At 72.7% G+C, this 23,473-nt stretch carries 23 protein-coding genes; 10 read left to right on the top strand and 13 right to left on the bottom strand.

What is annotated here, in order from left to right:
• Nucleotides 1–23: 23 nt before the first annotated feature.
• Genes G5B56_RS09490 through G5B56_RS09475 form a run of 4 tightly spaced genes read left to right on the top strand, consistent with a single transcriptional unit; the run spans nt 24 to nt 7,126 of the window.
• The gene (locus tag G5B56_RS09490) at nt 24–2,294 is read left to right on the top strand and encodes a TonB-dependent hemoglobin/transferrin/lactoferrin family receptor (protein WP_009856350.1); all 2,271 of its coding nucleotides are present in this window, start codon (nt 24–26) and stop codon (nt 2,292–2,294) included.
• Nucleotides 2,294–6,310 (top strand): cobaltochelatase subunit CobN, encoded by a 4,017-nt coding sequence (gene cobN / locus G5B56_RS09485; RefSeq protein ID WP_240920681.1) that lies wholly within the window; start codon nt 2,294–2,296, stop codon nt 6,308–6,310. Before G5B56_RS09490 ends, cobN begins: the two co-directional genes overlap by 1 nt.
• A gap of 16 nt (nt 6,311–6,326) precedes the next feature.
• On the top strand, nt 6,327–6,812 hold the full coding sequence (locus G5B56_RS09480) for a MotA/TolQ/ExbB proton channel family protein (RefSeq protein ID WP_164963037.1): 486 nt from the start codon (nt 6,327–6,329) through the stop codon (nt 6,810–6,812).
• The gene (locus G5B56_RS09475) at nt 6,809–7,126 is read left to right on the top strand and encodes a DUF2149 domain-containing protein (RefSeq protein WP_009858382.1); all 318 of its coding nucleotides are present in this window, start codon (nt 6,809–6,811) and stop codon (nt 7,124–7,126) included. The genes G5B56_RS09480 and G5B56_RS09475 overlap by 4 nt, the downstream gene beginning before the upstream one ends.
• On the opposite strand, the gene G5B56_RS09470 is transcribed toward G5B56_RS09475, so the two are convergent.
• Nucleotides 7,102–7,614: a hypothetical protein gene (locus G5B56_RS09470; protein WP_164963036.1), complete on the bottom strand. Its 513-nt coding sequence runs from the start codon at nt 7,612–7,614 to the stop codon at nt 7,102–7,104. The two genes, G5B56_RS09475 and G5B56_RS09470, sit on opposite strands and share 25 nt — an antisense overlap.
• Nucleotides 7,615–7,770: 156 nt before the next feature.
• Between G5B56_RS09470 and bfr the strand changes: the two genes are divergently transcribed.
• A complete protein-coding gene (gene bfr / locus G5B56_RS09465) occupies nt 7,771–8,238 on the top strand; it encodes a bacterioferritin (RefSeq protein WP_164963035.1) in 468 nt (155 codons plus the stop codon).
• A 60-nt stretch (nt 8,239–8,298) separates the two neighbouring features.
• On the opposite strand, the gene G5B56_RS09460 is transcribed toward bfr, so the two are convergent.
• Together G5B56_RS09460 and G5B56_RS09455 are read right to left on the bottom strand one after the other, a co-directional pair.
• The gene (locus G5B56_RS09460; protein ID WP_164963034.1) at nt 8,299–8,889 is read right to left on the bottom strand and encodes a DUF4276 family protein; all 591 of its coding nucleotides are present in this window, start codon (nt 8,887–8,889) and stop codon (nt 8,299–8,301) included.
• A complete protein-coding gene (locus G5B56_RS09455) occupies nt 8,886–10,097 on the bottom strand; it encodes an AAA family ATPase (protein WP_164963033.1) in 1,212 nt (403 codons plus the stop codon). The genes G5B56_RS09460 and G5B56_RS09455 overlap by 4 nt, the downstream gene beginning before the upstream one ends.
• A gap of 268 nt (nt 10,098–10,365) precedes the next feature.
• On the opposite strand from G5B56_RS09455, the gene G5B56_RS09450 reads away from it, so the two are divergent.
• A complete protein-coding gene (locus G5B56_RS09450; protein ID WP_164963032.1) occupies nt 10,366–11,388 on the top strand; it encodes a hypothetical protein in 1,023 nt (340 codons plus the stop codon).
• A complete protein-coding gene (locus tag G5B56_RS09445) occupies nt 11,385–11,951 on the top strand; it encodes a LemA family protein (RefSeq protein WP_009858390.1) in 567 nt (188 codons plus the stop codon). Before G5B56_RS09450 ends, G5B56_RS09445 begins: the two co-directional genes overlap by 4 nt.
• A gap of 7 nt (nt 11,952–11,958) precedes the next feature.
• On the opposite strand, the gene G5B56_RS09440 is transcribed toward G5B56_RS09445, so the two are convergent.
• Nucleotides 11,959–12,387, bottom strand: a complete 429-nt coding sequence (locus tag G5B56_RS09440; RefSeq protein ID WP_164963031.1) for a cytochrome C — start codon at nt 12,385–12,387, stop codon at nt 11,959–11,961.
• Between the two features lie 93 nt (nt 12,388–12,480).
• Between G5B56_RS09440 and G5B56_RS09435 the strand changes: the two genes are divergently transcribed.
• Nucleotides 12,481–13,119: a bifunctional 2-polyprenyl-6-hydroxyphenol methylase/3-demethylubiquinol 3-O-methyltransferase UbiG gene (locus G5B56_RS09435; protein ID WP_164963030.1), complete on the top strand. Its 639-nt coding sequence runs from the start codon at nt 12,481–12,483 to the stop codon at nt 13,117–13,119.
• On the opposite strand, the gene G5B56_RS09430 is transcribed toward G5B56_RS09435, so the two are convergent.
• Nucleotides 13,120–15,486 (bottom strand): heavy metal translocating P-type ATPase, encoded by a 2,367-nt coding sequence (locus G5B56_RS09430; RefSeq protein ID WP_164963029.1) that lies wholly within the window; start codon nt 15,484–15,486, stop codon nt 13,120–13,122.
• 60 nt (nt 15,487–15,546) lie between these two features.
• Here G5B56_RS09430 and cadR point away from each other — a divergent pair, with 60 nt between their 5' ends.
• Both cadR and G5B56_RS09420 read left to right on the top strand, forming a co-directional pair.
• Nucleotides 15,547–16,029: a Cd(II)/Pb(II)-responsive transcriptional regulator gene (gene cadR / locus G5B56_RS09425; RefSeq protein ID WP_164963028.1), complete on the top strand. Its 483-nt coding sequence runs from the start codon at nt 15,547–15,549 to the stop codon at nt 16,027–16,029.
• Nucleotides 16,026–16,943 carry an ABC transporter ATP-binding protein gene (locus G5B56_RS09420; RefSeq protein ID WP_164963027.1) on the top strand — a complete coding sequence of 306 codons (918 nt, stop codon included), beginning with the start codon at nt 16,026–16,028 and terminating at the stop codon, nt 16,941–16,943. Before cadR ends, G5B56_RS09420 begins: the two co-directional genes overlap by 4 nt.
• Before the next feature lie 286 nt (nt 16,944–17,229).
• On the opposite strand, the gene modB (G5B56_RS09415) is transcribed toward G5B56_RS09420, so the two are convergent.
• Genes modB (G5B56_RS09415) through G5B56_RS09380 form a run of 8 tightly spaced genes read right to left on the bottom strand, consistent with a single transcriptional unit; the run spans nt 17,230 to nt 23,386 of the window.
• Nucleotides 17,230–17,913, bottom strand: coding sequence for a molybdate ABC transporter permease subunit (gene modB, locus G5B56_RS09415; RefSeq protein ID WP_164963026.1), 684 nt, complete (start codon nt 17,911–17,913; stop codon nt 17,230–17,232).
• Nucleotides 17,914–17,923: 10 nt separating this feature from the next.
• A complete protein-coding gene (modA, locus tag G5B56_RS09410) occupies nt 17,924–18,673 on the bottom strand; it encodes a molybdate ABC transporter substrate-binding protein (RefSeq protein WP_164963025.1) in 750 nt (249 codons plus the stop codon).
• Nucleotides 18,670–19,059, bottom strand: coding sequence for a hypothetical protein (locus G5B56_RS09405; protein WP_164963024.1), 390 nt, complete (start codon nt 19,057–19,059; stop codon nt 18,670–18,672). Before G5B56_RS09405 ends, modA (G5B56_RS09410) begins: the two co-directional genes overlap by 4 nt.
• A gap of 18 nt (nt 19,060–19,077) precedes the next feature.
• Nucleotides 19,078–19,935 (bottom strand): ModD protein, encoded by an 858-nt coding sequence (gene modD / locus G5B56_RS09400; RefSeq protein ID WP_009858396.1) that lies wholly within the window; start codon nt 19,933–19,935, stop codon nt 19,078–19,080.
• An 11-nt stretch (nt 19,936–19,946) separates the two neighbouring features.
• Entirely contained in the window at nt 19,947–21,074 is a 1,128-nt protein-coding gene (modC, locus tag G5B56_RS09395; protein ID WP_164963023.1) for a molybdenum ABC transporter ATP-binding protein, read from the bottom strand.
• Nucleotides 21,071–21,748 (bottom strand): molybdate ABC transporter permease subunit, encoded by a 678-nt coding sequence (modB, locus tag G5B56_RS09390; RefSeq protein ID WP_164963022.1) that lies wholly within the window; start codon nt 21,746–21,748, stop codon nt 21,071–21,073. The genes modC and modB (G5B56_RS09390) overlap by 4 nt, the downstream gene beginning before the upstream one ends.
• 21 nt (nt 21,749–21,769) lie before the next feature.
• Nucleotides 21,770–22,519 carry a molybdate ABC transporter substrate-binding protein gene (gene modA, locus G5B56_RS09385; RefSeq protein ID WP_164963021.1) on the bottom strand — a complete coding sequence of 250 codons (750 nt, stop codon included), beginning with the start codon at nt 22,517–22,519 and terminating at the stop codon, nt 21,770–21,772.
• A 45-nt stretch (nt 22,520–22,564) separates the two neighbouring features.
• Nucleotides 22,565–23,386, bottom strand: a complete 822-nt coding sequence (locus G5B56_RS09380; protein WP_164963020.1) for a TOBE domain-containing protein — start codon at nt 23,384–23,386, stop codon at nt 22,565–22,567.
• Nucleotides 23,387–23,473: the final 87 nt, after the last annotated feature.

The raw sequence follows: 23,473 nt of genomic DNA, 5'->3' as shown, positions 1-23,473 counted from the left end.
GCCATGACACAAGAAAGACCACCATGTCACAGCCCCAGGGTTCGCGCCGTGCGCGCCGTTTTGTCCTTCAGCCGCTGAGCCTGGCCGCCGCGGCGCTCGCCGCCAGCCTGGCTCAGGCCCAGACCGCCCCTCGCGGCGAGCTGCTCGCCCAGGCGCCGCTGCCCAAGGTCGTCGTCTCGGCCACGCGTGTCGAGGCCAACGAAGACGAGGTCGCGGCCACCGCCAGCGCCGTCAGCGCCGAGGAGATCGACCGGCGCGGCGCCAACGACATCCAGGACCTGCTGAAGCAGGAGGCCGGCGTCGCGGTGCGTTCGCTGCCCAACCGCAGTTCGGCGGCCTTCTACAACACCGGCCGCGGCGGCAACGAGGGCATCAACATCCGCGGCCTCGAAGGCAACCAGGTGATGCTGCAGGTCGACGGCGTGCGCCTGCCGATGCTGTACTCCAACGGCCCGTTCTTCGCCGGCCGCGGCGACTACATCGACGTCGAGGCCTTCAAGCGTGTGGAGCTGCTGCGCGGGCCCTCGTCGGCGTCCTATGGCTCGGACGGCCTGGCCGGCGCGGTGAGCTTCGTCACCAAGGACCCGTCGGACCTGCTGCGCGACGGCGAGACGCATGCCGAGTCGCTGAAGCTCGGTTACCGCAGCGCCGACGACTCCTGGGTCGCGGTGCCGACCTTCGCGCTGCGCACCGAAGGCGGCACCGAGGCGATGCTGCTGGCCAGCCTGCGCCGTGGCCACGAGGTCGACAACCGCGGCGACAACGACGCGAAGAACAACACCCGCACCACGGCCAACCCGCAGGACACACGCTCGAACTTCCTGCTCGCCAAGCTCGAGCAGCGCCTGGACGCGCGCCAGAAGCTGAAGTTCAGCGCCGAGCACATGAGCCGCCGGCTCGACAGCGAGATCTACACGCTGTTCGGCGACCCGATGTACCCGACGACGACCGACGTCGAGGCCGCCGAGCGCATCCAGCGCACGCTGCTGAAGGCGGGCTACGAGTTCAGCGACCCGCGCGCCGCCTGGTTCCAGCGCGCCAGCGGCACGCTCTACCTGCAGGACAGCGAGAACCGCCAGCTCGGCTACGAGGCCCGCTCCAACACGACGAACTGGAACAGCCGCGACCGCGACACGCGTTACGGCGAGAAGACCGTCGGCGGCAGCCTGCAGTTCGAGTCCAACTTCGGCACCGAGGTCGCGCAGCGCATCGTCTGGGGCCTGGACGCGTCGACGACCGAGGTCACGACGATCAGCAAGGGCGGCAATCATCTGAACGGCGTTCCGAGCACGCAGACGCCGTTCGTCGAGAAGAAGAACTTCCCCGACACCGACTACCGACTGATCGGCGCCTTCGTGCAGGACGAGATCTCGCTCGGCCGGCTGGCGCTGATCCCGGCGCTGCGCTGGGACCACTTCAAGCTCGACCCGGAGCGCAACGACCCGCTGGCCAGCGCCAACAACGCCAGCACGCCGGTGGCGCTGTCGGGCAGCGAGTTCTCGCCGCGGCTGGGCCTGGTCTGGAAGTTCTCGCCGGCGCTGCGCGCGGTGGCCAACCTGGCGCACGGTTTCCGCGCGCCGACGCCGTCGCAGGTCAACGGCGGCGTCACCAACCTCAACGCGAGCACGCCCTACATGTCGATCGGCAACCCCGATCTGAAGCCCGAGACCAGCGACACCGCCGAGTTCGGCCTGCGCGGCGAGAGCGGCGCGCTGCGCTGGACGGCGACGGTGTTCAAGTCGCGCTACAAGAACTTCATCGAGTCCGGTGTCGAGGTCGGCGGTGCCGGCACCGTGCTGGACCCGCTGATCCTGCAGGCCGTCAACCTGAACCGCGTCGACATCCGCGGTGTCGAGGCGACGCTGGACTGGGCCGTGCACCCCGGCTGGACGCTGTCGGCGCGTTATGCCCACGCCCACGGCGACAGCCGCGAAGGCGGCGTCGAACAGGCGCTGGAGAGTGTCGAGCCCGACAAGCTGGTGCTCGCCGTCAAGCGTGAGGTCGGCCACTTCGGCACCGAGTTCGCCGTCACCGCGATGAAGCGCCAGGGGCGCTACGTGCCGGTCGACTCGGCCGGCACGCAGTACGTGCCCGGCGGCTTCGCCGTCGCCGATCTGTCGATGTGGTGGCTGGTGCGGCCGGACACCGAACTCGTCTTCGGCGTCACCAACCTGTTCGACAAGAAGTACATCCAGTGGGCCGACGCACGCGAGCTGACGACCACCACGCGCGCCGTCGATGCGTTCACGCAGCCCGGCCGCAACGTCAACGCCAGCGTGCGCTACCGCTTCTGATGCGCCGCGACGCCAGCCCGCCGGCCACGCGCCGGCCCTGCCAGCTCGCCGCCCCGCTCGCCGCCGCCCGCCGGCGGCTGGCGGCGGCGGCCGTCGTGCTCGCCGCCTTGCTGCTGCTGCTCGCGCTGCCGGCGCAGGCGGCGCGCGTGCTCGTCGTCACCACCTCGCCGGTGCCACCGGCCAAGCTCGCGGCGCTGGCACGCGCCGGCGGCCCGCTGGGGCTGGAGGTGCAGGCCCGCTACGTCGAGAAGCTGACGACGATCGACGCCACGCTCTGGGACGGCGCCGACCTCGTGCTGCTCGATGCACCACGCGCCCACATCGAGGCCTGGATGCGCGAAAAACTCGCCCCCGCGCTGCCGGCGCTGGAGCGCCGCCGCCACGTCTGGCTGTCCACCGCCGAGGCGCGCCCGCACGAGGTGCCGGCTGATCTGGCCAAGCGCCTGCACGCCTATTACGTCAACGGCGCCGGGCCCAACCTGCGCCACTTCGTCCAGACGCTGGACGACTGGCTGGACGGCCGGCCCTGGGGCGGCCATCCGGACCCGGTGGTCTTCCCGGCCACCGGGATCTACCACCCGAAATACCCCGGCCTGGTCACCGCGGCGACCCGCGACTACCTGGCTTGGAAGGGCGTGGCCGCCGACGGCCAGCGAGCGCCGGTCGTCGGCATCGTCTTCCACCCGCAGAGCGTCGCCGCCGAGGAGACCGAGCTGCTGGACGCGCTGATCGCCCGCCTGGAAGCGCAGGGCGCCGTGCCGCTGGCCTTCTACACGCCGGTGCTCGACGCCGACGCCGTGCGCCGCGTCGCGCTGCTCGACGGCCGGCCGACGGTCGACGTGCTGATCAACACCCAGATCACGCTGAGCCCCGACGCCCGTCGCGCCGAGTTCGAGGCCCTGGGCGTGCCGGTGATCCAGGCGATGAACTACCGCCGCGGCGACGCCGCCGCCTGGCGTGCCGACCCGCAGGGCGTGCGCATCGACGACGTGCCGTTCTACCTGTCGCAGGCCGAGACCGCCGGCATCACCGACATCCTGATCGCCTCGGCCAACGGCGGCACCGACGAACGCCTGGAGCCGATCGCGCCGCAGGTCGACGCCGTCGTCGCCAAGGCGATGAAGCTCGTCGCGCTGCAGCGCAAGGCGGCGGCCGACAAACACGTCGCGCTGTTCTTCTGGAACTACCCGCCGGGCGAGAAGAACCTGTCGGCCTCGTTCATGAACCTGCCGCGCAGCCTGGTCGCGACGCTGGCGGCGCTGCGCCGGGCCGGCTACACGACCGAGACCCAGGACGAGGCGGTGCTGACGGCCTCGCTGCAGCGCCTGCTGGAGCCTGCCTACCGCCCGGCCGCCGACCGCGAGGTGCTGGAGCGGCTGCTGCGCGACGGCCTGGCCGACTGGCTGCCGGTCGCGCGCTACCGCGCCTGGCTGGAGACCCTGCCGCCTGAAGTCGGCGCGCGGCTGACGGAACGCTGGGGCCCGCCCGAGAAGTCGACCTGGATCGTGCGCCGCGGCGGCCAGGACGGTTTCGTCGTGCCGCGGCTGCGCCTGGGCGGCATCAGCCTGCTGCCGCAGCCGCCGCGCGGTGAACGTGGGGAAGACCGCGAGAAGGCCATCTACCACTCGACCAGCGCCGTGCCCTCGCACCACTACTACGCCGTCTACCTCTGGGCGCGCGAGGCCTTCGCCGCCGACGCGCTGGTGCACTTCGGCACCCACGGCACGCAGGAGTGGCTGCCGGGCAAGGAGCGGGGGCTCTCGGTCTTCGACGACGCGCTGCTGGCCGTCGGCGATGTGCCGGTGGTCTACCCGTACATCGTCGACAACATCGGCGAGGCGCTGCAGACCAAACGCCGCGGCCGCGCCGTCGTCGTCTCGCACCAGACCCCTGCGCTGGCGCCGGCCGGGCTGCACGACGCGCTGACGGCGCTGCACGACGCGCTGCACCAGTGGCTGGCGCAAGGCGAAGGCCAGGTGCGCGACGCGCTGCGGCGCCAGATCACCGACGGCGTCAAGCGCGAACGCATCGCCGCCGACATGGGCTGGAGCGAAGCGCGCGTGGACGCCGACTTCCCCGGTTTCATCAGCGCGCTGCACGACCATCTGCACGAACTGGCGCTGACGGTGCAGCCGGTCGGCCTGCATACCTTCGGCCGGCCGCCCGAGGAACGCTGGCGCCTGGCGATGGTGATGGAGATGCTGGGCCGCGAGACCCTCGTCGCGCTGGCCGCACCGGGCGAAGAGGCCGACGAGGTGCTGGTCGGCGACTGGCGCAAGCTGACCGAGACCGCCACCTACCGCCGCCTGCACGAGTTCATCGTCGAAGGCGCCGACCCCGCGGCGCTGCCGCCTTCGGTGCGCGAAGCGCTCGAACGCGGCCGGCGCTGGTACGCCGACCTGGGCGCCGAAGGCGAGCTCGCCGGGTTGCTGGACGCACTCGCCGGGCGTTACCGGCCGACGAGTTACGGCGGCGACCCGATCAAGAACCCCGACTCGCTGCCGACCGGGCGCAACCTCTACGGCTTCGACCCGTCGCGCGTGCCGACGAAGGCGGCGTGGGAAGCTGGCAAGCAGGCGCTGGAGCAACTGGCCGCCGCGCACCGCGCCAAGACCGGGCGCACGCCGGCCAAGCTGGCGTTCACGCTGTGGTCGGTGGAGACCATGCGCCACCAGGGCCTGCTCGAAGCGCAGGCGCTGTGGGCGCTGGGCGTCGAGCCGGTCTGGGACGCCGGCGGGCGCGTCGCCGACGTCAGGCTCGTGCCGCGCGCCGCGCTGGGCCGGCCGCGCATCGACGTCGTGCTCTCGGCCACCGGGCTGTACCGCGACCACTTCCCGAACGTGATGCGCCAGCTCGCCAAGGCGGCGCGGCTGGCGTCGCTGGCCGACGAAGCCGACAACCCGGTGGCCGCCAACGCACGCCGCATCGCCGCCGGGCTGCGTGCACGCGGCCTGGACGCGGCCGCCGCCGAACGTGCCGGGCAGACGCGCATCTTCTCGTCCGAGTCGGGCCGTTACGGCAGCGGCCTGGACGACGCGGCGCTGGCCACCGACACCTGGAAGACCCAGGCCGAAGGCGACCGCAAGCTGGCGACGCTGTACCTGTCGCGCATGCAGTACGCCTACGGCCCCGACGAGGCCGAGTGGGGCCAGGCCGGCGCCAAGGGCAACCTCTACGCCGAGCACCTGAAAGGCACCGAAGGCGCGGTGCTGGCGCGCAGCTCCAACCTCTACGGCATGCTGACCACCGACGACCCCTTCCAGTACCTGGGCGGGCTGTCGCTGGCGGTGCGCCACCTCGACGGCAAGGCGCCCGAGCTCTACATCAGCAACCTGCGCGGGCCGGGCGCCGGGCGGGTCGAAGGCGCCGCCGAGTTCCTTGCCAAGGAGCTGGCGACCCGCAACTTCCACCCCGGCCACATCAGCGGCCTGATGGCCGAGGGCTACGCCGGCACGCTGCAGGTGCTGGACGGCATCAACAACTTCGCCGGCTGGCAGAGCGTGGCGCGCGAGATCGTGCGCGACGACCAGTGGCAGGAGTTCATGGACGTCTACGTGCGCGACAAGCACCAGCTCGGCATCCGCCGCTGGTTCGAGAGCCGCAACCCGCACGCGATGGCGCAGGTCATCGAACGAATGCTCGAAGCCGCGCGCCTGGGCCAGTGGAAGGCCGCGCCGGAGAGCGTCGCCGAGCTGAAGCAGCGCTGGCGCGAGCTGGCGCAGCGCCACGACGTGCGGCCCGACAGCGCCGCGTTTGCGGCCTTCGTCGGCTTCGGCCTCGCGCCGCAGCCGGCTGCTCTCGCGCAGGCGCCGGCCAAGCCCGCCGACGCGACCCCCGTTCCACCCGAGCCCGCCGCGGCACGGCCCCCGGTCGAGGGCCTGCTGCTCGAACGTGTCGCCCCGCCGCCGGCCGAGGCCTCGCGTGCCGCAGTGGCGCTGGCCGCCATCGCGCTGGCGCTGGCCGGCGGCGCGCTGCGTGGCCGGCGCCACCGTTCCTCTCTTTCGTTCGCCACCTGAAGGCAGCCCACACGCCATGAACCACGCACTCGAATCGACCATGTACGACGTCGCGCAGCTCTTTCTGCTGCCGACGCTGGCGCTGATCGCGCTGCTCTTCCTCTACGCCTTCTGGGCGCTGGGCGAGTTCGCCACGCTCGCCTGGCAGCGCCGGCGTGGCGGCGGCCGGCCGCTGCTGGCCGCCGACCGCGCCGCCGGCGGCCTGAGCGACGACGCGCTGGACCTGCACGCCCACCGGATGCTGGAGACGCAGCGCATCGCCAGCCGCGTGACGCCGATGCTGGGGCTCGTCGCGACGATGATCCCGATGGGCCCGGCGCTGAAGTCGCTGTCCGACGGCAACCTGGCGCAGGTGTCGCAGAACCTCACCGTCGCGTTCTCGGCGGTGATCCTGGCGCTGATCGCGGCGTCGATCACCTTCTGGGTCGTCAACGTGCGCCGGCGCTGGCTGGCCGAGGAACTGGTCGAGATCGCCGCCGCACGCGGCAAGGCGGTGGCATGAAGCTGCTGCACGAGCCGCAGGACGACGACCCCATCCTCTCGGTCGTCAACCTGATCGACATCTTCCTCGTCGTCATCGCCGCGCTGCTGATCACGGTGGCGCAGAACCCGCTGATGAACCCGTTCTCCAAGCGCGACGTCACCGTCATCACCGACCCGGGCAAACCGAGCATGGAGATGGTGGTGAAGAAGGGCGAGAAGATCGAGCGCTACAAGGCCAGCGGCGCGATCGGCAGCGGCGACGGCGAGAAGGCCGGCGTCGCCTACCGGATGAAGGACGGTTCCATCGTCTACGTGCCCGAAGGCGGCTCCTGAGCGGCGCGGCGCCAGACGGCGCCGGCGCCCGAACACAGCAGCAGCGCCAGCAGCAGCGCGAACACCAGCACCGCGCCGCCACGCCCGGCCGGCGCGACGCAGCCGACCAACTGCACCAGCCAGAAGACGAAGGCCGCCACGTAGGGCAGGAACAGCGTCCAGCGCGCCGCCGTCAGCGCGCCGGGCGCGCGGTGCGCACGCACCATTCGCCAGTGCGGCGCGGTGGCGAAATGTTGGTCCAGCGCACGCCACCAGGCGATCAGGTTGCGCGACAGCACGACCTCGATCGTGCCGGCGACGGCGCTGAGCCCGAGCCCGGTGGCCGCCAGCAGCGTCGGTGACGGCGGCGGTTCGGCGTCGTAATAGGCCTTGGCCAGCGCCGCGATCGCGCCCAGGAAGAAGGGCAGCGCGATGAAGCGGATCGAGCTGTGTGCGCGGATGAAGGCCAGCGTCTCGCGCACGGCGTCGTCGGCCGGATCGTGCGGCATCGGGACCTCGCGAAGGCGGCGGACCCGCGGTCCGGGCGCCCAGTGTCGCGCGCCGGCGCGGCCCGCGCGTCGCGGCGAACCCGCAAAACCGGCGCGAGCAAAGACCGCGTCGCCGGCGTACGATTTGCGCGAATTGCCCCGCCAGGAGACAAGCCGATGCAAGGCCACCCCGCCATCCTCGACGCGCTGAACGCGCTGCTGGTCGACGAGCTTGCCGCCCGCGACCAGTACTTCATCCATTCGCGCATGCTGTCGGAATGGGGCCTCACCAAGCTGGCCGACCGCATCGGCCACGAGATGGAAGACGAGACGGCGCACGCCGACGCGCTGATCCGCCGCATCCTGATGCTGGGCGGCACGCCGCGCATGACGCCCAGCGCACTGGACGTCGGCCACGACGTGCCGTCGATCCTGCAGAACGACCTGGCCGTCGAGCTGCGGGTCGTGCAGCACCTGCGCGAGGTGATGGCGCTGTGCGAGACCGAACGCGACTACGTCACGCGCGACATCCTGCTGCCGATGCTCGACGACACCGAGCAGGACCATGCCCACTGGCTGGAACAGCAGCTGCGCCTGATCGGCCTGGTGACGCTGCCGAACTACCTGCAGAGCCAGATGGCCTGAGCGCCGCGTTTTGCGTTGTTTGTCGGCGTCCTGGGGGCGACCCAGGGGCGCGGTGATCGCTCAGGCCGCTGCCGCAGCCACCCGGTCCCATTCGGTGCAGAGTTTGCGGAATGAGCGGCTGTTGTCGAAAGCCTGCGCAAGGTCCATCTTGGCCGAGAAGGCAGGCTGATCGGTGGTCTCGCCGTAGCTGCCGGCGCTCATCCTGAGGCGCATCCAGCCTTTTGCATCGCGTGGCGTTTCGGCGGCAGTGGTTTCCTGTGGGTCGAAGCGGAATCCGCGGTGTCCGTCCAGTGATTGCGCGGCGGCGATGAACCAGGCCTCGTACTCGCGGTTGGCGAGCACCACGGAGATCCGGCGGTGTGGCACGACGCGTCTGGCACGCTCGAGCACCATGGCGGCCGTCTCGGCCGGGCAGTCGTCGTCGGCGTCGAAGAGCACGAGGATCCAGTCGCCTTCGCCCGACTTCCTGGCTGCGAGCAGCAGATGGCGCTCGAACTCCTCCGCCCGGTTCAGGAAGCGATCGCGTCGGACCCGGATCGGCTGCGCGATCTCGGCATAAACCCCGGGCGAACGCCATTGCGCGATCCGCCGCAGCAGCACCGGCAACGCGGTGACCTCGCCGTCGCCTTCGACGATCGACACGACCTTCATCGGGCCAGGTCGCCGAAGAGATCTGCCTGACGCGCCTGCTGTTCCGCCAGCACCTGCCGATCGGGCGCCAACTGATTCAACCTCAGCAGTTCACCCGGCGAGAACAGTTGCTGCCGAAGGACGTCCCGCGAGGCCTCGTCCAGCGGCGCGATGCGGGTCTCGCCACCTTCGGAGGCCACGGCGAGAAACGAGTCGGCAGGGATGTCCCGGTCGTCGAGCAGGTCGGGGCTGTGGCTGGTGACGATGATCTGCGTGTTCTGCGAGGCCCGCGACAGCGCCTCTCGCAGCGCAGAACTGGCGGCCGGGTGCAATGCGGTCTCCGGCTCCTCGATGCCGACGAGGCTGGGCGCGTAGTCGCGGTTGGCCTGGAACAGCGCGACGAGAACTCCGAGCGCACGCAAGGTGCCGTCCGACATGTTCTGTGCCAGGAACCGCCAGGGATGGTGAGCTCCGGCCATCTCCTGGCGGAACTCCAGCGTTTCCATGTGGCCGACCTGCTTGCGTTCGATGCCTTGAACCGTGGGGACCACGGTCTGCAGGTACTCCTGGATGATCGCTGTCTGGTCGGAACCGACGCGTTCCAGGTGACCGATGACGCTGGCGATGTTCTCGCCCGCCGGCTTGAGCAGTCGCCCCTCCTGCGGCTTCTGCAACTCGCGCATCAGCTTCGGATTCAGGTTGTAGAAGCCCATCGACGACAGCGCGTCGAACACCGGGCGGAACACTGCGAGGCCTGACGCCGCCACCAGCGCCAGGCGGTCCGAGGTGACGGTGGGGAAGGTGCTCTCGCTGCAGTCGCGCGGCCTGCCGCGGTCGATCCGGTAGAACGGTCCGCGGCCGATGCCGCCAATGACGCATTCCTCGGTGAAGACCTCGTAGCCGCGGTCCTTCAGTGCGCCGATGTTGAAGGCGTACCAGCCGCACTGGCCGCTGGGCAACTCGAACTCCAGCCGGATGCCGAAGTGCGTCGGGTGGCCGTTCGAGCGCCGCCTGACTTCGTTCAAACCACCGCGTTCGTTGATGGCGTTGTCCAGCGAACCGTTCAGCGCATCGCGCACCAGATGCAAGGCGTCGAGGAAGTTGCTCTTGCCCGAGCCGTTGACCCCGACGAGGTAAGTCAGCGCGCGCAAGCGGACATCGCAATAGCCGATGCTCTTGTAGTTGCGCAGGATGACGCGTTTCAGGAAGGTCCTGGGGTTCGGTGTCATGGTCGTCGTCGATGCGCCCATTGGATGCCGGGATCTGTCCAGCCCGGCGCCGGGTTGACGGGAAGTCGTCCAGCGGGCTCTGGTCTCGGTCCGGCATCTTAGGGGCAGTGAGTGCACCTTCCGTCGTCGACTGTCACGTTCACGCACCGAGAAAACGAATCGCCGGTGCGATGGCTGCGCCCGCGCGCCTCCGTGGCATGCTCGCGCTCGCGCCGATGTCCAGATCCTGCCGCCACCAACGTCGTGCCGCGCGCCTGCGAGGTGCGCCGTGATCCCGCTTCTGCTGCGCATGAAGCGGGCAGCGCGTCTGGCCGCCTCGCTGCCGTCCAAGGCGCTGCTGCTGGCCGAGGTCGACCGGCACGCCGGCCGCGACGGCCGCATCGTGCGCGCCAACCCCTTGCCGCTGATCGTCGCGGCCGTGCTCGCGCTCGTCGCCGCCGCCTGGCGCCACGACGCCGGCGAGGACGGCCAGGCGTTGCTCGCCGGGCTGGTGGCGCTGGTCTGCGGCGGCCTGCTGCTGGCCACGTGGTCGGCGCGCCGCGCCTTCATCGACGCCGTGCTGACGCAGGCCGCGATGCTCGACCGCGAGCTCGTCACCGTCGCCTGCGACGGCAAGGCGCTGTGGCGCGACTGGCGCGCGCGTTTCCCCGACTTCGAGCGTGGCGACGAGGATCAGAGCATCGACCGCCTCGTCCAGGGCGGATGGACCGACGACGCCGGCCGGGTGCACACCATCGCCTGCTACCGCTTCCGCTGGGTCGAGGTGGAGGACCACTCGCGCACCGACGCCGACGGCCGCCACCACCGCGACACGCGGCGCACCACGCACCACCGCCACGGTGTCGTCGTCGACCTGGCGCCGCCGCTGGTGCTGGGCGTCTCCGAGGTGCGCAAGCCGCGCATGCCGGTGCCGTGGAGCACCGCGTCGATCGAGTTCGGTGAACGCTGGCGCGCCGGCGCCGCCAGCGAGATGCAGGCCGCGCGGCTGCTGACGCCGTCGGTCGTGCAGGCCTTCGTCGAGGCCGGGCGCCACTTCAAGGCGCTGGACCTGCACTTCATCGGCGACAGCGGCTGCATCTCGTTCTCCGACGACGACCTGCTGGCGCGTGCCGACGCCGTGCGGCGCACCGACCGCGTCGACGAGCTGCGCTGGCGCGTGCGCTCGACCGCCACGATGCCCAAGCTCGAGGCGCTGACCGTGCTGCTGCGTGTGCTGGCCGACGCCGCCGCCGAGCTGCAGCCGCGGCCCGCCGCCGAGCCCCCGATCCCGTCCCGAAAGGCCTTCCCGTGAACACCACCCTGATCGTCGTGCTGGCCGCCATCGCCGTCGCTTGCGGCGTCGTCGTCATCCACAACGGCATCGTCTCGCGCCGCAACGCGGTGCGCCGCGCCTGGGCCGACGTGCTGGCCTACGAGCGCCAGAAGCAGCAGACGCTGCCGAAGCTGGAGGAGCTGGTCGGCTCCTACCAGGAGTACGAGCGTGGCCTGCTGACCAGCGTGACGCAGCTGCGCGAGAGCCTGGGCCGCCTGGGCAACCAGCCCGACGGCATCGCGCTGGCCCAGGCCGAACGCGCCAGCGCCGAGCTGCTGAAGGGGCTGCGCATCGCCGTCGAGGCCTATCCCGAGCTGCAGGCCGCCGGTGCGCTGCGCGAGCTGATGGCGCAGCTCGTGGACCTGCAGAAGGAAGTGACGGCGGCGCTGACGATCTTCAGCCGCAACGTCGAGCTCTACAACACCGGGCTGGAGGTGTTCCCGGCTTCGCTGGTCAACGCGGCGGTCACACGCGCGCAGCCGGTCGAACCCTTCACCGACCCGCGCGCGGCGTCGGCCTTCGACTACCGCCCGCGGCTTTGAGTCGAACTCAGCGCGTGCGCCAGGCGTGATGGCAGACGACGCAGGTCGTCGTCAGCTCGCCCAGCCGGCGCAGCGCCAGCGCCTGGTCGCCGGCTCTGGCGGCCTCGGCGAAGCGGTTCGCGGCCTGGTGGCCTTCGATGCCCATGCGGTGCATCGCCTGCGGCATCTGCGGCCCGGGGCGCGCGTCCATCGGCAGCGCGCGGTTGCGGCCCATCGCGCCGAAGCCGAGTTCGGTGTCGGCCACCGCCGCGGCCTCGGCCAGCTTGCCGTCGGCCACCAGCGTGATCAGCTCGTTGAGCGCACGCAGGTTGCCCAGCATCTCGTCGCGCAGCGTGGCCTGCGCGGCCGGCGTCATCGGGACGAACGTGCGGCCGTCGTCGGCGGCGAAGACCGCGGGGGCGCAGACGAGGCAGGCGAGGGCGAGGGCACGGCGCATGAACAGGGCTCCAGGCAGGCTGACGCCGCGATGCTACCCCCGGGGGTTCCGGGGCCGGCTGCGGGGCCTCCCGGGACGTGGCCCAATCGACGCATGAGCCGAGACAACACCCCCGTCTTCGACGACCCCGCCGGCGCCTGGAACCAGCGTTACCGCGCCGAGGGCTATCTGTTCGGCACGGCGCCCAACGCCTACCTGGAGAGCCTGGCGGCGCGGCTGCCGGCCGGCGGGCGCGCACTGTGTGTCGCCGACGGCGAAGGCCGCAACAGCGTCTGGCTGGCGCGGCGTGGTTTCGAGGTCGACGCCTTCGACATCTCGGAGGTCGCGGTGGCCAAGGCGCAGCGCCTGGCGGCCGAGGCCAGCGTCGTGGTGCATTACGAAGTCGCCGGCTGCGACGACTGGGCCTGGCCTGAAGCGGCCTACGACCTGGTCGCTGCGGTCTTCGTGCAGTTCGCCGACCCGCCGACGCGCGCGCGCCTGTTCGAGCGCATGGCGCGTGCGCTGCGCCCCGGCGGCTGCCTGGTGCTGCAGGGTTACACGCCGGCGCAGCTGGCCTACCGCAGCGGCGGGCCGGGGCGCCTGGACCACCTCTACACGCCCGAGCTGCTGCGCGAAGCCTTCGCCGGGCTGGAGATCCTGGACCTCGCCGAGTACGAAGCCGAACTCGCCGAGGGCACGCAGCACGTCGGCCGGGCGGCGCTGATCGGCCTGCTGGCGCGCCGCCCCGGCTGATCAGCCTTTCGCGCGGCGCAGCAGCCGCAGGCCGTTGAAGACGACGATCAGGCTGGCGCCCATGTCGGCGAAGACGGCCATCCACATCGTCGCGTCGTCGAACACCGCGAGCGCCAGGAACACCGCCTTGATGCCCAGCGCCAGCACGATGTTCTGCACCAGCACCGCATGCGTCGCGCGCGACAGGCGCACGGTCTCGGCGACGCGGCGCGGGTCGTCGTTCATCACGACGACGTCGGCGGCCTCGATCGCGACGTCGGTGCCGGCGGCGCCCATCGCGATGCCGAGGTCGCTGCGCGCCAGCGCCGGGGCGTCGTTCAGGCCGTCGCCGGCCATCGCCGTCGGGCCGTGTCGGCGCTGCAGCTCTTCGATCGCGGCCAGCTTGTCTTCGGGCAGCAGGTCGGCACGCACTTCGGCGATGCCGGCTTCGGCGGCCACCGCCTGCGCCGCGGCGCCGTGGTCGCCGCTCAGCATCACCGGCACGACGCCCAGCGCCTTCAGCGCCGAGACCGCGTCGCGTGCGCCGGGTTTCAGCGTGTCGGCGACGGCGAACAGCGCCAGCGCCTGCGCGCCGCGGCCGAGCAGCGTCAGGCCGCGGCCCTGGCGTTCGTGCTCGGCCAGCGCCGCTTCGAGCTCGGGCGTCAGCGCGCCGCGTTCGGCGGCCAGGCGGCGGCTGCCCAGCCAGACGGCGGCGCCGTCGGCTTCGGCGACGACACCACGCCCGTGCAGCGCCTGCACCGCGCTGACGGCCGCTGCTGCGGCCGGCGCCAGGCCGGCGGCGATGGCGCGTGACACCGGGTGGTCGGTCTGCGCCGCCAGCGCGGCGCCCAGCGCACGCGCCGCGGCCTCGTCACCGGCCAGCGTCTGCCAGTGCACGAGACGCGGCCGGCCTTCGGTCAGCGTGCCGGTTTTGTCGAAGGCCACGGCGCGGATGCGGCGCGCGGCTTCGAGGTGCGCGCCGCCCTTGAGCAGCACGCCGCGCCGCGCCGCCGCCGCCAGGCCGCTGGACAGCGCCACCGGCGTCGAGATCACCAGCGCGCAGGGGCAGGCGATGACCAGCAGCACCAGCGCCTTGTACAGCGCCGCGGTCCAGGCCCAGCCGGCGACGAGCGGCCCGCCCAGCGCCACCGCCAGCGCGACGGCGAACACGGCCGGCGTGTAGACCGCGGCGAAGCGGTCGACGAAACGCTGCGTCGGCGCGCGCGAGGCCTGCGCGTGTTCGACGGCTTCGACGATGCGCGCCAGCGTCGAGCGCGAGGCTGGCGCCGTGATGCGCGCCTCGACCGCGCCCGACAGGTTCAGCGTGCCGGCGAACAGCGCGTCGCCGGGCTGCTTGTCCACCGGCAGGCTCTCGCCGGTGACGGCGGCCTGGTCGACGCTGGTCGTGCCGTCCGTCAGCACGGCGTCGACCGGGAAACGTTCGCCCGGGCGCACCCGCAGCGTCTCGCCGACGGCGGCTTCGGCCACCGGCAGCGTGACCCAGGCGCCGGCGCGGCGCAGCGTCGCGACTTCGGGCGCCATCGCCATCAGCGCGGCGATCGCGCCGCGTGCGCGGTCCACCGCGCGGGCCTCGATCAGCTCGGCGATCGTGTACAGCGCCATCACCATCGCCGCCTCGGGCCACTGGCCGATCGCGAAGGCGCCGACGACGGCCACCGACATCAGCGCGTTGATGTCCAGCCGGCGGCGCGCCAGCGCGGCGAAACCCTTCTTCAGCACACCCAGGCCGGCGAGTGCGATGGCCGCGGCGGCGAGCGCCATGCCGGCCCATTCGGCGGTCTGGGAGGCCGGCAGCAGGGCGTGCAACAGCTCGGCCGCGGCGGCCAGCGCCAGCGCCGCGCCCAGGCGCGGCAGGCCGGCGGCGCGCCACCAGGGCAGCGGCGCGGCGTCGTCGGCCAGCGGCTCGGCGGCGAAACCGGCGCGGCGGATCGCGGCCAGCGCGGCGTCGCGCGCCGCCGGTTCGGCGTCCAGGCGCAGCGTGCGTTCGGCGAGCGCGAAGCGCAGCGTCCGGATGCCGGCGATGCCTTCGAGCGCGCGGCGGATCTGCGCCTCCTCGACGGCGCAGTCCATCGCCGGGATGCGCAGCTTCAGGCCGGGGCCGCCGGGGTCGGGCGGGGTGTCGGCGGGCGCCGCGCAGGCGCCGCCGCAGCAATCGTGTTCGTGCGCGTGCTCGTCGCCGTGCGTGTGGGCACGGCCGGGGTCGTGCGCGTGGTCGTGTCCGTGCTCGTGCGATTGCTCTTGCGCATGTTCGTGCGCGGGTTCCGCCGCGCGCCGCCGCCGCGTCGGCATCGGCAAGGCCACCGTGGCCACCGGCGTGCAGCCGCAGCCTTCGCCGCAGCCGTCGGAATCGGTCTTCGTTGTGTCCATGGCGCCATTGCAGACCCTGTAGCGGGTTTAGAGTCAAGCGTCGGGCACGAAAGGATGGTCATGCGCATCGGCGAACTCGCGGCGGCCTGCGGCACGCCGGTCGAAACGATCCGCTATTACGAACGCGAAGGCCTGCTGCCGGCGCCGCCGCGTTCAGGCGGCAACTACCGCGTCTACGGCGAGGCCGAGCTGGAGCGCCTGGCTTTCATCCGCCAGTGCCGGGCGCTGGACATGTCGCTGGACGAGGTGCGCGCGCTGCTCGCCTTCCGCGACGCGCCGCCGGCCGACTGCAGCGGCGTCAATACGCTGCTGGACGAACACATCGGCCACGTCGTGCACCGCATCGAGGAACTGCGAGCACTGGAAGCCTCGTTGCGGGCGCTACGTGCGCGCTGCGACACGCCGGGCGACGGCGCCGCCTGCGGCATCCTCAGCGGCCTGGGCCAGGGCGGGCTGCCCGAAGCCGCGCCGCACACCGGCGGCGTGCACGAACACGCGGCGACGCACGCCCCGGCACGGCGCGTGCAACGCTCGCGCGCATGAAACTCTGGCCCCGGCCGCCAACGGCCGACGACGACACGCCGCGTGCGCTGCAGCTCCAGGTCGCGACGACGCTGGCCTCGGCCCAGGGGCCGATGCGGCTGGACGTCGCGCTGCGCCTGGCGCCCGGCGCATGGGCGGCGCTGCTGGGGCCGTCGGGCGCCGGCAAGACGACGCTGCTGCGGCTGATCGCCGGGCTGGCGCGGCCCGAGGCCGGGCGGGTCGATTGGGGCGACGAATGCTGGTCCGACGCCGAGCGTGGCCTCTTCGTGCCGACACGCCATCGCCGTGTCGGGTTCGTCTTCCAGGACCACGCGCTGTTCCCGCAGATGACGGCGCGGCGCAACGTCGAGTTCGCCTTGCGCCCGGGCGCGCCCAAACACCTGGCCGGCGACTGGCTGGACTGGGCCGGGCTGGCGGCGCTGGCCGAGCGCCGGCCCGATCAGCTCTCCGGCGGCCAGCAGCAGCGCCTGGCGCTGGCGCGCACGCTGGCGTCGCAGCCGCGGCTGTTGCTGCTCGACGAGCCGCTGTCGGCGCTCGACGCCGAACTGCGCCACGAGCTGCAGGACGGCCTGCTGCGCCTGCGCCGTGGCGACATGCCGGGCCACGGCCGGCCTTCGGCGCTGCTGGTCACGCACGATGCCGCCGAGGCGCTGCGCCTGACCGGCCGGCTGCTGCGGCTGGAGCAGGGCCGGCTGCAGCAGGACCTGCAGCCCGCACCGCCGCCCGACGACGGCTGCCTGCGCGTGCCGGCGCGTGTGCTCGCGCGGCACGCCGACGGTGCCGTCGAGGTCGAGGCCGCCGGCCAGCGCTGCCGCGTCGCCGCAAGCGGCGACTGGCAGATCGGCGACCTCGTGCTCGTCAGCGCTGCGGCGCCGCGCATCGAAGCCGCGTTGTCGGCAGGCGTCGCCTCGTAGCGTCCGGGCCTCGGTGCCCGTGCCATCCGTCCCCGCCGGCACCTCTGTCTGCTCCCTCTCCCGCTTGCGGGAGAGGGCTGGGGTGAGGGCCGGTGGTGCGCCGCCACCCTCACCCTGACCCTCTCCCGCGGAGCGGGAGAGGGGACGTCACCGGCGGTGGTTGGCGGGCTCTTTCGGCTCCGGCTTCGGTTGCCGGATCACCCCGCAGCGCCCGTTCCGGCACCGCTATCTGCTCCCTCTCCCGCGTGCGGGAGAGGGCCGGGGTGAGGGTGCTCGCAACCGGCGCTCACAAGGCTTCGAGCCGGCGCAGCGCCGCGAACACCGCCAGCGCCACGGCGCCGAGCAGCGCCGACAGCAGCGCCGCCTGGGCGAACTCGCCGCCCATCACGGCGTTGTAGATCGCCAGCGAGACCGTCGTCGTGCGGCCTTCGACGTTGCCGCCCAGCATCAGCGTGATGCCGACTTCGCCGACCGAACGCGCCAGCCCCAGCGCCAGCCCGGCGGCGAGTGCACGCCGGGTCGCCGGCAGCAGCACCTGCAGCAGGATCTGCCACTCGTTCTTGCCCAGCGTGCGCGCCGCCTCGCCCAGGCGCGCCGCGGCGCTCTCCAGCGCCGCCTGCACGGGCTTCACGACCAGCGGCAGCCCGGCCAGCACCGAGGCCAGCAGCACGCCGGCAAACGAGAACACGAAGTCCAGCCCCAGGTGCTCGCGCAGCGGCGCGCCGACGGCGCCGTGGCGGCCCAGCAGCCACAGCAGCAGAAAGCCGGTGGCCACCGGCGGGAACACCAGCGGCAGCGTCACCAGCACGTCGAGCAGCCAGCGCCCGCGCCAGCCGCGCCGCGCCAGCGCCGCGGCCAGTGCGGTGCCCAGCGTCGCGTGCACCAGCAGCGTCAGCGCCGCGACCTGGGCCGACAGCACGAGCGCCGAACGCAGCGCCGGCTCGGCCAGCGCGGCGAGCAGGTCCGGCACGGGCCCGGCGTCAGAGCCCGTGGCGGCGCAGCAGCGCCTGCGCCTCGGGCGTCGCCAGGAAGGCCTCGAAAGCCTTGATCTCGGCGTCGCCCTCGTGCCCCGGCACGACCGCGGCGACGATGTGCACCGGCGAGTACAGCGCCGGGTCGACGGCCAGCCAGCCGCCGATGCGCTCGCGGATGCCGAGCGCGTCGGTCAGGTTGATGAAACCGGCGTCGACGTCGCCGCTGACGAGATAGGCCGAGACCTGCGGCACCGTGGCCACCGTCATCAGCCGCGGCTTCAGCGTCTCGGCCAGGCCGCTGCGCTGCAGGAACTCGGTGGCCGCCTTGCCGTAGACGGCGTGTGTCGGGTCGGGCAGCGCGATGCGCGCGTAGGCCGGCTCGGCCAGCGCCTCGGCCTTGGCCGGCGCCGGCGCGGCCTTGGCCCAGGCCAGCACCAGCCGGCCTTCGCCGACCGGCACCCGGCGTGCGCCCTTCAGCAGCGGCGCGGCGTCGAGGAAGGCCTGGTCGCCGAGCACCAGCGCGACACGCGCGCTCTGCCCGGCCAGCGCCAGCACCTGCGCCATGTTGCCGAACGAGGCTTCGAGCTTGAACCCGCTGCGCGCCTCGAAAGCCTGGGCGAGCTCGGTCACCGGGCGCTTGTAGCCGGCGCCGGCGGCGACGATCGGCGGCTCGGCGCGGGCCGGCGCGGCGAAGCTCAGGGCCGCGAGCAGCGGCAGCAGGAAGGCGCGCCAACGCGCCGACAGCGGGGTTCTCATCGTGGCATCGTCTCCGACAGGTAGAAGCGGGCGCTCTCCTCGGGCGGGCAGCGGCCGTAGTGCAGCACCGACTCGTGCACCAGCCAGCGCCCGTCGCGCAGCCGCCAGGCGGTGGTGCATTCGGTGACCGAGGTCGTTTCGACGAACTCCTCGTCGTCGTCGGACGCCGGTGCGGCCAGGCGGTGGCGGCTGGCGCAGAAGCTGGGCGAACCGTCGGCGGCGTAGCCCAGCGTGCGTTCGGCCGGCAGTTCGTCGTCGGCGTGGTGCTCGCAGCGTTGCGGCGGCACGACCAGCGGGCGCAGCGTGTCGGGCAGCAGCAGGCTCCAGTCTTCCGGCGGCCGGGGGGCGCAGCAGGGCGGCGGCGGGGCGGCGAGCGGGCGGGCCATCGGCATGCTCCTTCGGCCTCAGGCGACGTCGGCGTCGCCGGGATGGAACTCGACACGCACGTCGCAAGGCGGCGCGCTGTAGGGGGCGGAGCTGACCAGCAGGTCGGCCCCGGCGGCGGCGTAGGCCGCGGCGTTGCCGGCGTTGACGCCGCCGGCTGCGGCCAGGCGCGGCCGCCGTGGCAGCGACTGCAGGCGTGCGTGACTCTCGGCGACCTGCGCCGGGCTGAACTTCTCCAGCTGCAGCACGTCGGCGCCGGCTTCGGCCCAGGCCAGCGCCTCGTCGACGCTGCGCACCTCGACGACCACCGTCTTCTCGGGCTCGGCGGCGCGCAGCCGCGCCACCGTGGCCGCCGGCGCCTCGCGCAGGTAGAGCCGGTGTTCGGGGAAGACGAGCAGCGTCTCCGACAGCCCCAGCCGGTGCATCGTCGCGCCGCCGGCGCGCACCGCCTTGGCCGACAGCCACTTGGTGCCGGGCACGTTCTTGCGTGTGCAGGCCACCGGCACCTGGCGGCCGCCTTCGTGCGCCGCGGACACCAGCGCGGCGCTGGCGCTGGCGATGCCTGAGGCCCATTCGACCAGCGTCTGCGCCGTCTTCCAGGCGGCGTGAAGCGCCGGCACCGGGCCTTGCGCGGCGAGCAGGCGTTCACCCGCCGCAACCGCACGGCCGCTGGGCACCAGGCGGCGCGCCGTGGCGCCGGCGAGCTGGAACAGGCGCTCGGCCTCCTCGGTGGCGCAGACCGTCATCGCGCCGCGTGCGCGGAACTCCAGCCGCGCCGGTGCCGCCGCGGCCAGGCCCAGCGCCGCGGTCGTCAGGTCGCCGCAGGGAACGTCGTCGTGCAGCAGGGCCAGCAGTTCGGGGTCGGGCAGGGTGTTCATCGCGGCGGTCCTCAGGCGAGCAGCGCGACGGCCTTGATCTGCGCCCACACCGGGCGCCCCGGCACCAGCCCGAGCTGGTCGCGCGACAGCCGGGTGATGCGCGCCACCAGCGGCGTGCCGCCGGCGTCCAGGCGCAGCAGCACATGCGCCGGCGTGTCGGCCGGCGCCTCGGCGACGACGGTGGCCGCGACGCGGTTGAGGATCGAGCTGTCGCCCGAGGCCGACAGCGCGACGCTGACGTCGCGTGCCCGCACCTGCAGCCGCAGCCGCCGGCCGACGGGCTCGGGCCCGTGCGCGACCTGCACGCGCCCGCCGGGGAAGGCGATCGTTACCAGGCCGTAGTGCAGGTCGTGCTCGACGACGCGGCCGTCGATGACGACGCCGGCGTCCTCGCCCTGCGCGGTGGGCAGGTCCAGCCGCGCCATCAGCTCGGCCAGTGGGCCGTGGGCGACGACGCGGCCGGTGTCCAGCAGCACCAGGTGGTCGGCCAGCCGCGCCACTTCGTCGGGCGCGTGGCTGACGTAGAGGATGGGCAGGTCCAGCTCGGCGTGCAGCTTCTCGAGGAAGGGCAGGATCTCGCGTTTGCGCGCCTGGTCCAGCGCGGCCAGCGGCTCGTCCATCAGCAGCAGGCGCGGGCTGGTCAGCAAGGCGCGCGCGACGGCGACACGCTGGCGCTCGCCGCCGGACAGATGCGCCGGCTTGCGCTCCAGCAGGTGGGCGATGCCCATCAGCTCGACGGCGGCGTCGAAGTCGACACGGCGATCGGCCGCCGCGATGCGCTTGCGGCCGAAGTCGAGGTTGGCGCGCACCGTCAGGTGCTCGAACAGGCAGGCGTCCTGGAAGACGACGCCGACCGGGCGCTTGTGCGTCGGCACGAAGAGGCCGCGTGCGTCGTCCTGCCAGCACTCGCCGCCGACGACGAGCCGGCCGCGGTGGCGTTCCAGCCCGGCGATGGCGCGCAGCAGCGTCGTCTTGCCCGAGCCCGACGGCCCGAACAGCGCGGTGACGCCGCGGCCCGGCAGCCGCAGATCGGCCTGCAGCCGGAAGCCGGGGTAGTCGACGTCGAAACGGGCCTCGATCGGCGCCCGCGGTTCGGCCGCGCGTTCGACGGCCTGCGCTTCGGGGCGGCCGGCGTTCATGCCCGCCTCCGCGACGGGTTCAGCGTGTACAGCCCGAGCAGCACGACGAAGCTGAAGATCACCATGCCGGCGGCCAGCACGTGGGCCTGGGCGTACTCCATCGCCTCGACGTGGTCGTAGATCTGCACCGAGACGACGCGCGTCTGCTCGGGGATGTTGCCGCCGATCATCAGCACGACGCCGAACTCGCCGACGGTGTGCGCGAAGCCGAGGATGGAGGCGGTGAGGAAACCCGGCCGCGCCAGCGGCACGACGACGCTGAAGAAGGTGTCCAGCGGCCCGGCGCGCAGCGTCGCCGCGGCTTCCAGCGGCCGGTCGCCCAGCGCCTCGAAGGCGTTCTGCAGCGGCTGCACGACGAAAGGCATCGAATAGAACACCGAGGCCACGACCAGCCCGGGAAAGGTGAACGGCAGGCGGCCGATGCCCAGCCACTCGGTGAACGCGCCGACGGGGCCGTGCGGCCCCATCGCCAGCAGCAGGTAGAAGCCCAGCACCGTCGGCGGCAGCACCAGCGGCAGCGCGACGACCGCGCCGACCGGGCCCTTCCACCACGACCGCGTGCGCGCCAGCCACCACGCGATCGGCGTGCCGATGACGAGCAGCAGCGCGGTGACCACCGTCGCCAGCTCCAGCGTCAGCCGGATCGCGCCCCAGTCTTCGCTGCTGAACGGCATCGGCGGGCTCCGTGCGTCGCGTTACGGTGCGACCTGGTAGCCGTAGGCGCGGATGATGGTCAGCGCCTTTTCGCTCTTGAGGTACGCGAGCCAAGCCTTGGCCGCCGGGTTGGCGGCACCCTTGGCCAGCACGACGGCGTCCTGGCGGATCGGCTGGTGCAGCTTGGCCGGCACGATCCAGGCCGAACCGCTCTTCAGCGCGCCGTCCTCGAACACCTGCGACAGCGCGACGAAGCCGATCGGCGCGTTGCCGGTGGCGACGAACTGGTAGGCCTGGGCGATGTTCTCGCCCTGCACCAGCTTGGGCGTCACGGCGTCGAAGACACCCAGCGCCTTCATCGTCTCGACGGCGGCGGCGCCGTAGGGCGCGGTCTTGGGGTTGGCGATCGACAGGCGCTCGAAGTTGCCGCTCTTCAGCAGCGCACCCTGGTCGTCGACGACGCCGGCCTTGGCGCTCCACAGCACCAGCGTGCCGATGGCGTAGGTGAAACGGGTGCCCGGCGCGGCCTGGCCTTCCTTCTCCAGCTTGGCCGGCGTCTCGTCGTCGGCCGCGAGCAGCACCTCGAACGGCGCGCCGTTGGTGATCTGCGCGTAGAACTTGCCGGTGGCGCCGAAGCTCAGCTTGGCGACGTGGCCGGTGTCCTTCTCGAACTGGGCGGCGATCTTCTGCGCCGGCGCGGTGAAGTTGGCGGCCACGGCCACCTGCACCTCGTCGGCATGGGCCAGGCTGGCGGCGAAGAGCAGGGCGGCGAGGGCGATCGGGTTCTTCATGCGGGAAAGCTCCGTGTGACGGGGGACGGGGGAACGGGACAGGCGTCAGTCATAGGTGGCCAGGATCACCGCCGAGGACTTGAACAGCGCGCCGGCGGCCATGCCGGGTACCAGGCCCAGCGCCTCGACGCTGCCGTGCGTGACGACGGCCGCGACGCTGCGGCCGCCGGGCAGGGCGATGACGACCTCGTCGTTGACGGCGCCCGGGTGCACCGCCGAGACCTCGCCCCAGAGCTGGTTGCGCGCGGTGACGCGCATGGCGCGGTCGGTGGCGACGAGCACCGAACTCGACTTCACCAGCGCCAGCACCTCCTGGCCGATGGCCAGGCCCAGGTTCTCGGCGCTGGCCTGGGTGATGACGGCGACGATCTCGGTGGCGTCGTCCAGCGCCAGGCGCACCTCGTAATCGACGCGGCCGTCGCGCAGGCCGACGATGCGGCCGTGGAACTGGTTGCGGGCGCTGCTGCGCATCGACGCGCGGCGCATCAGCTGGCGGAAGGCGCGCACGTCGGACGCGCCGGCGTCGGGCAGGTGCGCGGCGACACGGTCGAGCACCGTCTGGTACTCGCTCTCCAGCGCGCGGTACATCGCGACGACCCGCCGGCCGTAGTCGGTGAGGCGGGTGCCGCCGCCCTGGCGGCCGCCGGTGACCCGTTCGACCAGCGGCTGCGGCGCCAGGTTGTTCAGCGTGTCGATCGCGTCCCAGGCGGCCTTGTACGACAGCGGCACGGCCTTGGCGGCCTGGTTGATCGAGCCGTGGCGGTCGATGGCCTCCAGCAGGCGCACACGGGTCTCGCCCAGCGAGGCGCCGCCGTCGGTGTCCAGCGTCATGCGGGCGGCGAAGCGGGGGGCGGCGTCGGAGTCCATCGTGTTCGGCATTTCTATGTACCGCGGTAGATAGCGAAAGCCGTGCCACCACGGCCGTCCTGCGCCCGCCGGATGCGGGCGTGGTGC

This window comes from Rubrivivax sp. JA1026 (genome assembly GCF_011065555.1).
GTDB lineage: Bacteria > Pseudomonadota > Gammaproteobacteria > Burkholderiales > Burkholderiaceae_C > Rubrivivax > Rubrivivax benzoatilyticus.
The sequence above is the reverse complement of the archived record's forward strand: the minus strand, read 5'-3'. Positions and strand labels throughout refer to the sequence as shown.

Coding starts and splice junctions, on each gene's coding strand:
- G5B56_RS09490 (WP_009856350.1), top strand. CDS start 24: ATGTCACAGCCCCAGGGTTCGCGCCGTGCGCGCCGTTTTGTCCTTCAG.
- cobN (WP_240920681.1), top strand. CDS start 2,294: ATGCGCCGCGACGCCAGCCCGCCGGCCACGCGCCGGCCCTGCCAGCTC.
- G5B56_RS09480 (WP_164963037.1), top strand. CDS start 6,327: ATGAACCACGCACTCGAATCGACCATGTACGACGTCGCGCAGCTCTTT.
- G5B56_RS09475 (WP_009858382.1), top strand. CDS start 6,809: ATGAAGCTGCTGCACGAGCCGCAGGACGACGACCCCATCCTCTCGGTC.
- G5B56_RS09470 (WP_164963036.1), bottom strand. CDS start 7,614: ATGCCGCACGATCCGGCCGACGACGCCGTGCGCGAGACGCTGGCCTTC.
- bfr (WP_164963035.1), top strand. CDS start 7,771: ATGCAAGGCCACCCCGCCATCCTCGACGCGCTGAACGCGCTGCTGGTC.
- G5B56_RS09460 (WP_164963034.1), bottom strand. CDS start 8,889: ATGAAGGTCGTGTCGATCGTCGAAGGCGACGGCGAGGTCACCGCGTTG.
- G5B56_RS09455 (WP_164963033.1), bottom strand. CDS start 10,097: ATGACACCGAACCCCAGGACCTTCCTGAAACGCGTCATCCTGCGCAAC.
- G5B56_RS09440 (WP_164963031.1), bottom strand. CDS start 12,387: ATGCGCCGTGCCCTCGCCCTCGCCTGCCTCGTCTGCGCCCCCGCGGTC.
- G5B56_RS09435 (WP_164963030.1), top strand. CDS start 12,481: ATGAGCCGAGACAACACCCCCGTCTTCGACGACCCCGCCGGCGCCTGG.
- G5B56_RS09430 (WP_164963029.1), bottom strand. CDS start 15,486: ATGGACACAACGAAGACCGATTCCGACGGCTGCGGCGAAGGCTGCGGC.
- cadR (WP_164963028.1), top strand. CDS start 15,547: ATGCGCATCGGCGAACTCGCGGCGGCCTGCGGCACGCCGGTCGAAACG.
- G5B56_RS09420 (WP_164963027.1), top strand. CDS start 16,026: ATGAAACTCTGGCCCCGGCCGCCAACGGCCGACGACGACACGCCGCGT.
- modA (WP_164963025.1), bottom strand. CDS start 18,673: ATGAGAACCCCGCTGTCGGCGCGTTGGCGCGCCTTCCTGCTGCCGCTG.
- G5B56_RS09405 (WP_164963024.1), bottom strand. CDS start 19,059: ATGGCCCGCCCGCTCGCCGCCCCGCCGCCGCCCTGCTGCGCCCCCCGG.
- modD (WP_009858396.1), bottom strand. CDS start 19,935: ATGAACACCCTGCCCGACCCCGAACTGCTGGCCCTGCTGCACGACGAC.
- modC (WP_164963023.1), bottom strand. CDS start 21,074: ATGAACGCCGGCCGCCCCGAAGCGCAGGCCGTCGAACGCGCGGCCGAA.
- modB (WP_164963022.1), bottom strand. CDS start 21,748: ATGCCGTTCAGCAGCGAAGACTGGGGCGCGATCCGGCTGACGCTGGAG.
- modA (WP_164963021.1), bottom strand. CDS start 22,519: ATGAAGAACCCGATCGCCCTCGCCGCCCTGCTCTTCGCCGCCAGCCTG.
- G5B56_RS09380 (WP_164963020.1), bottom strand. CDS start 23,386: ATGGACTCCGACGCCGCCCCCCGCTTCGCCGCCCGCATGACGCTGGAC.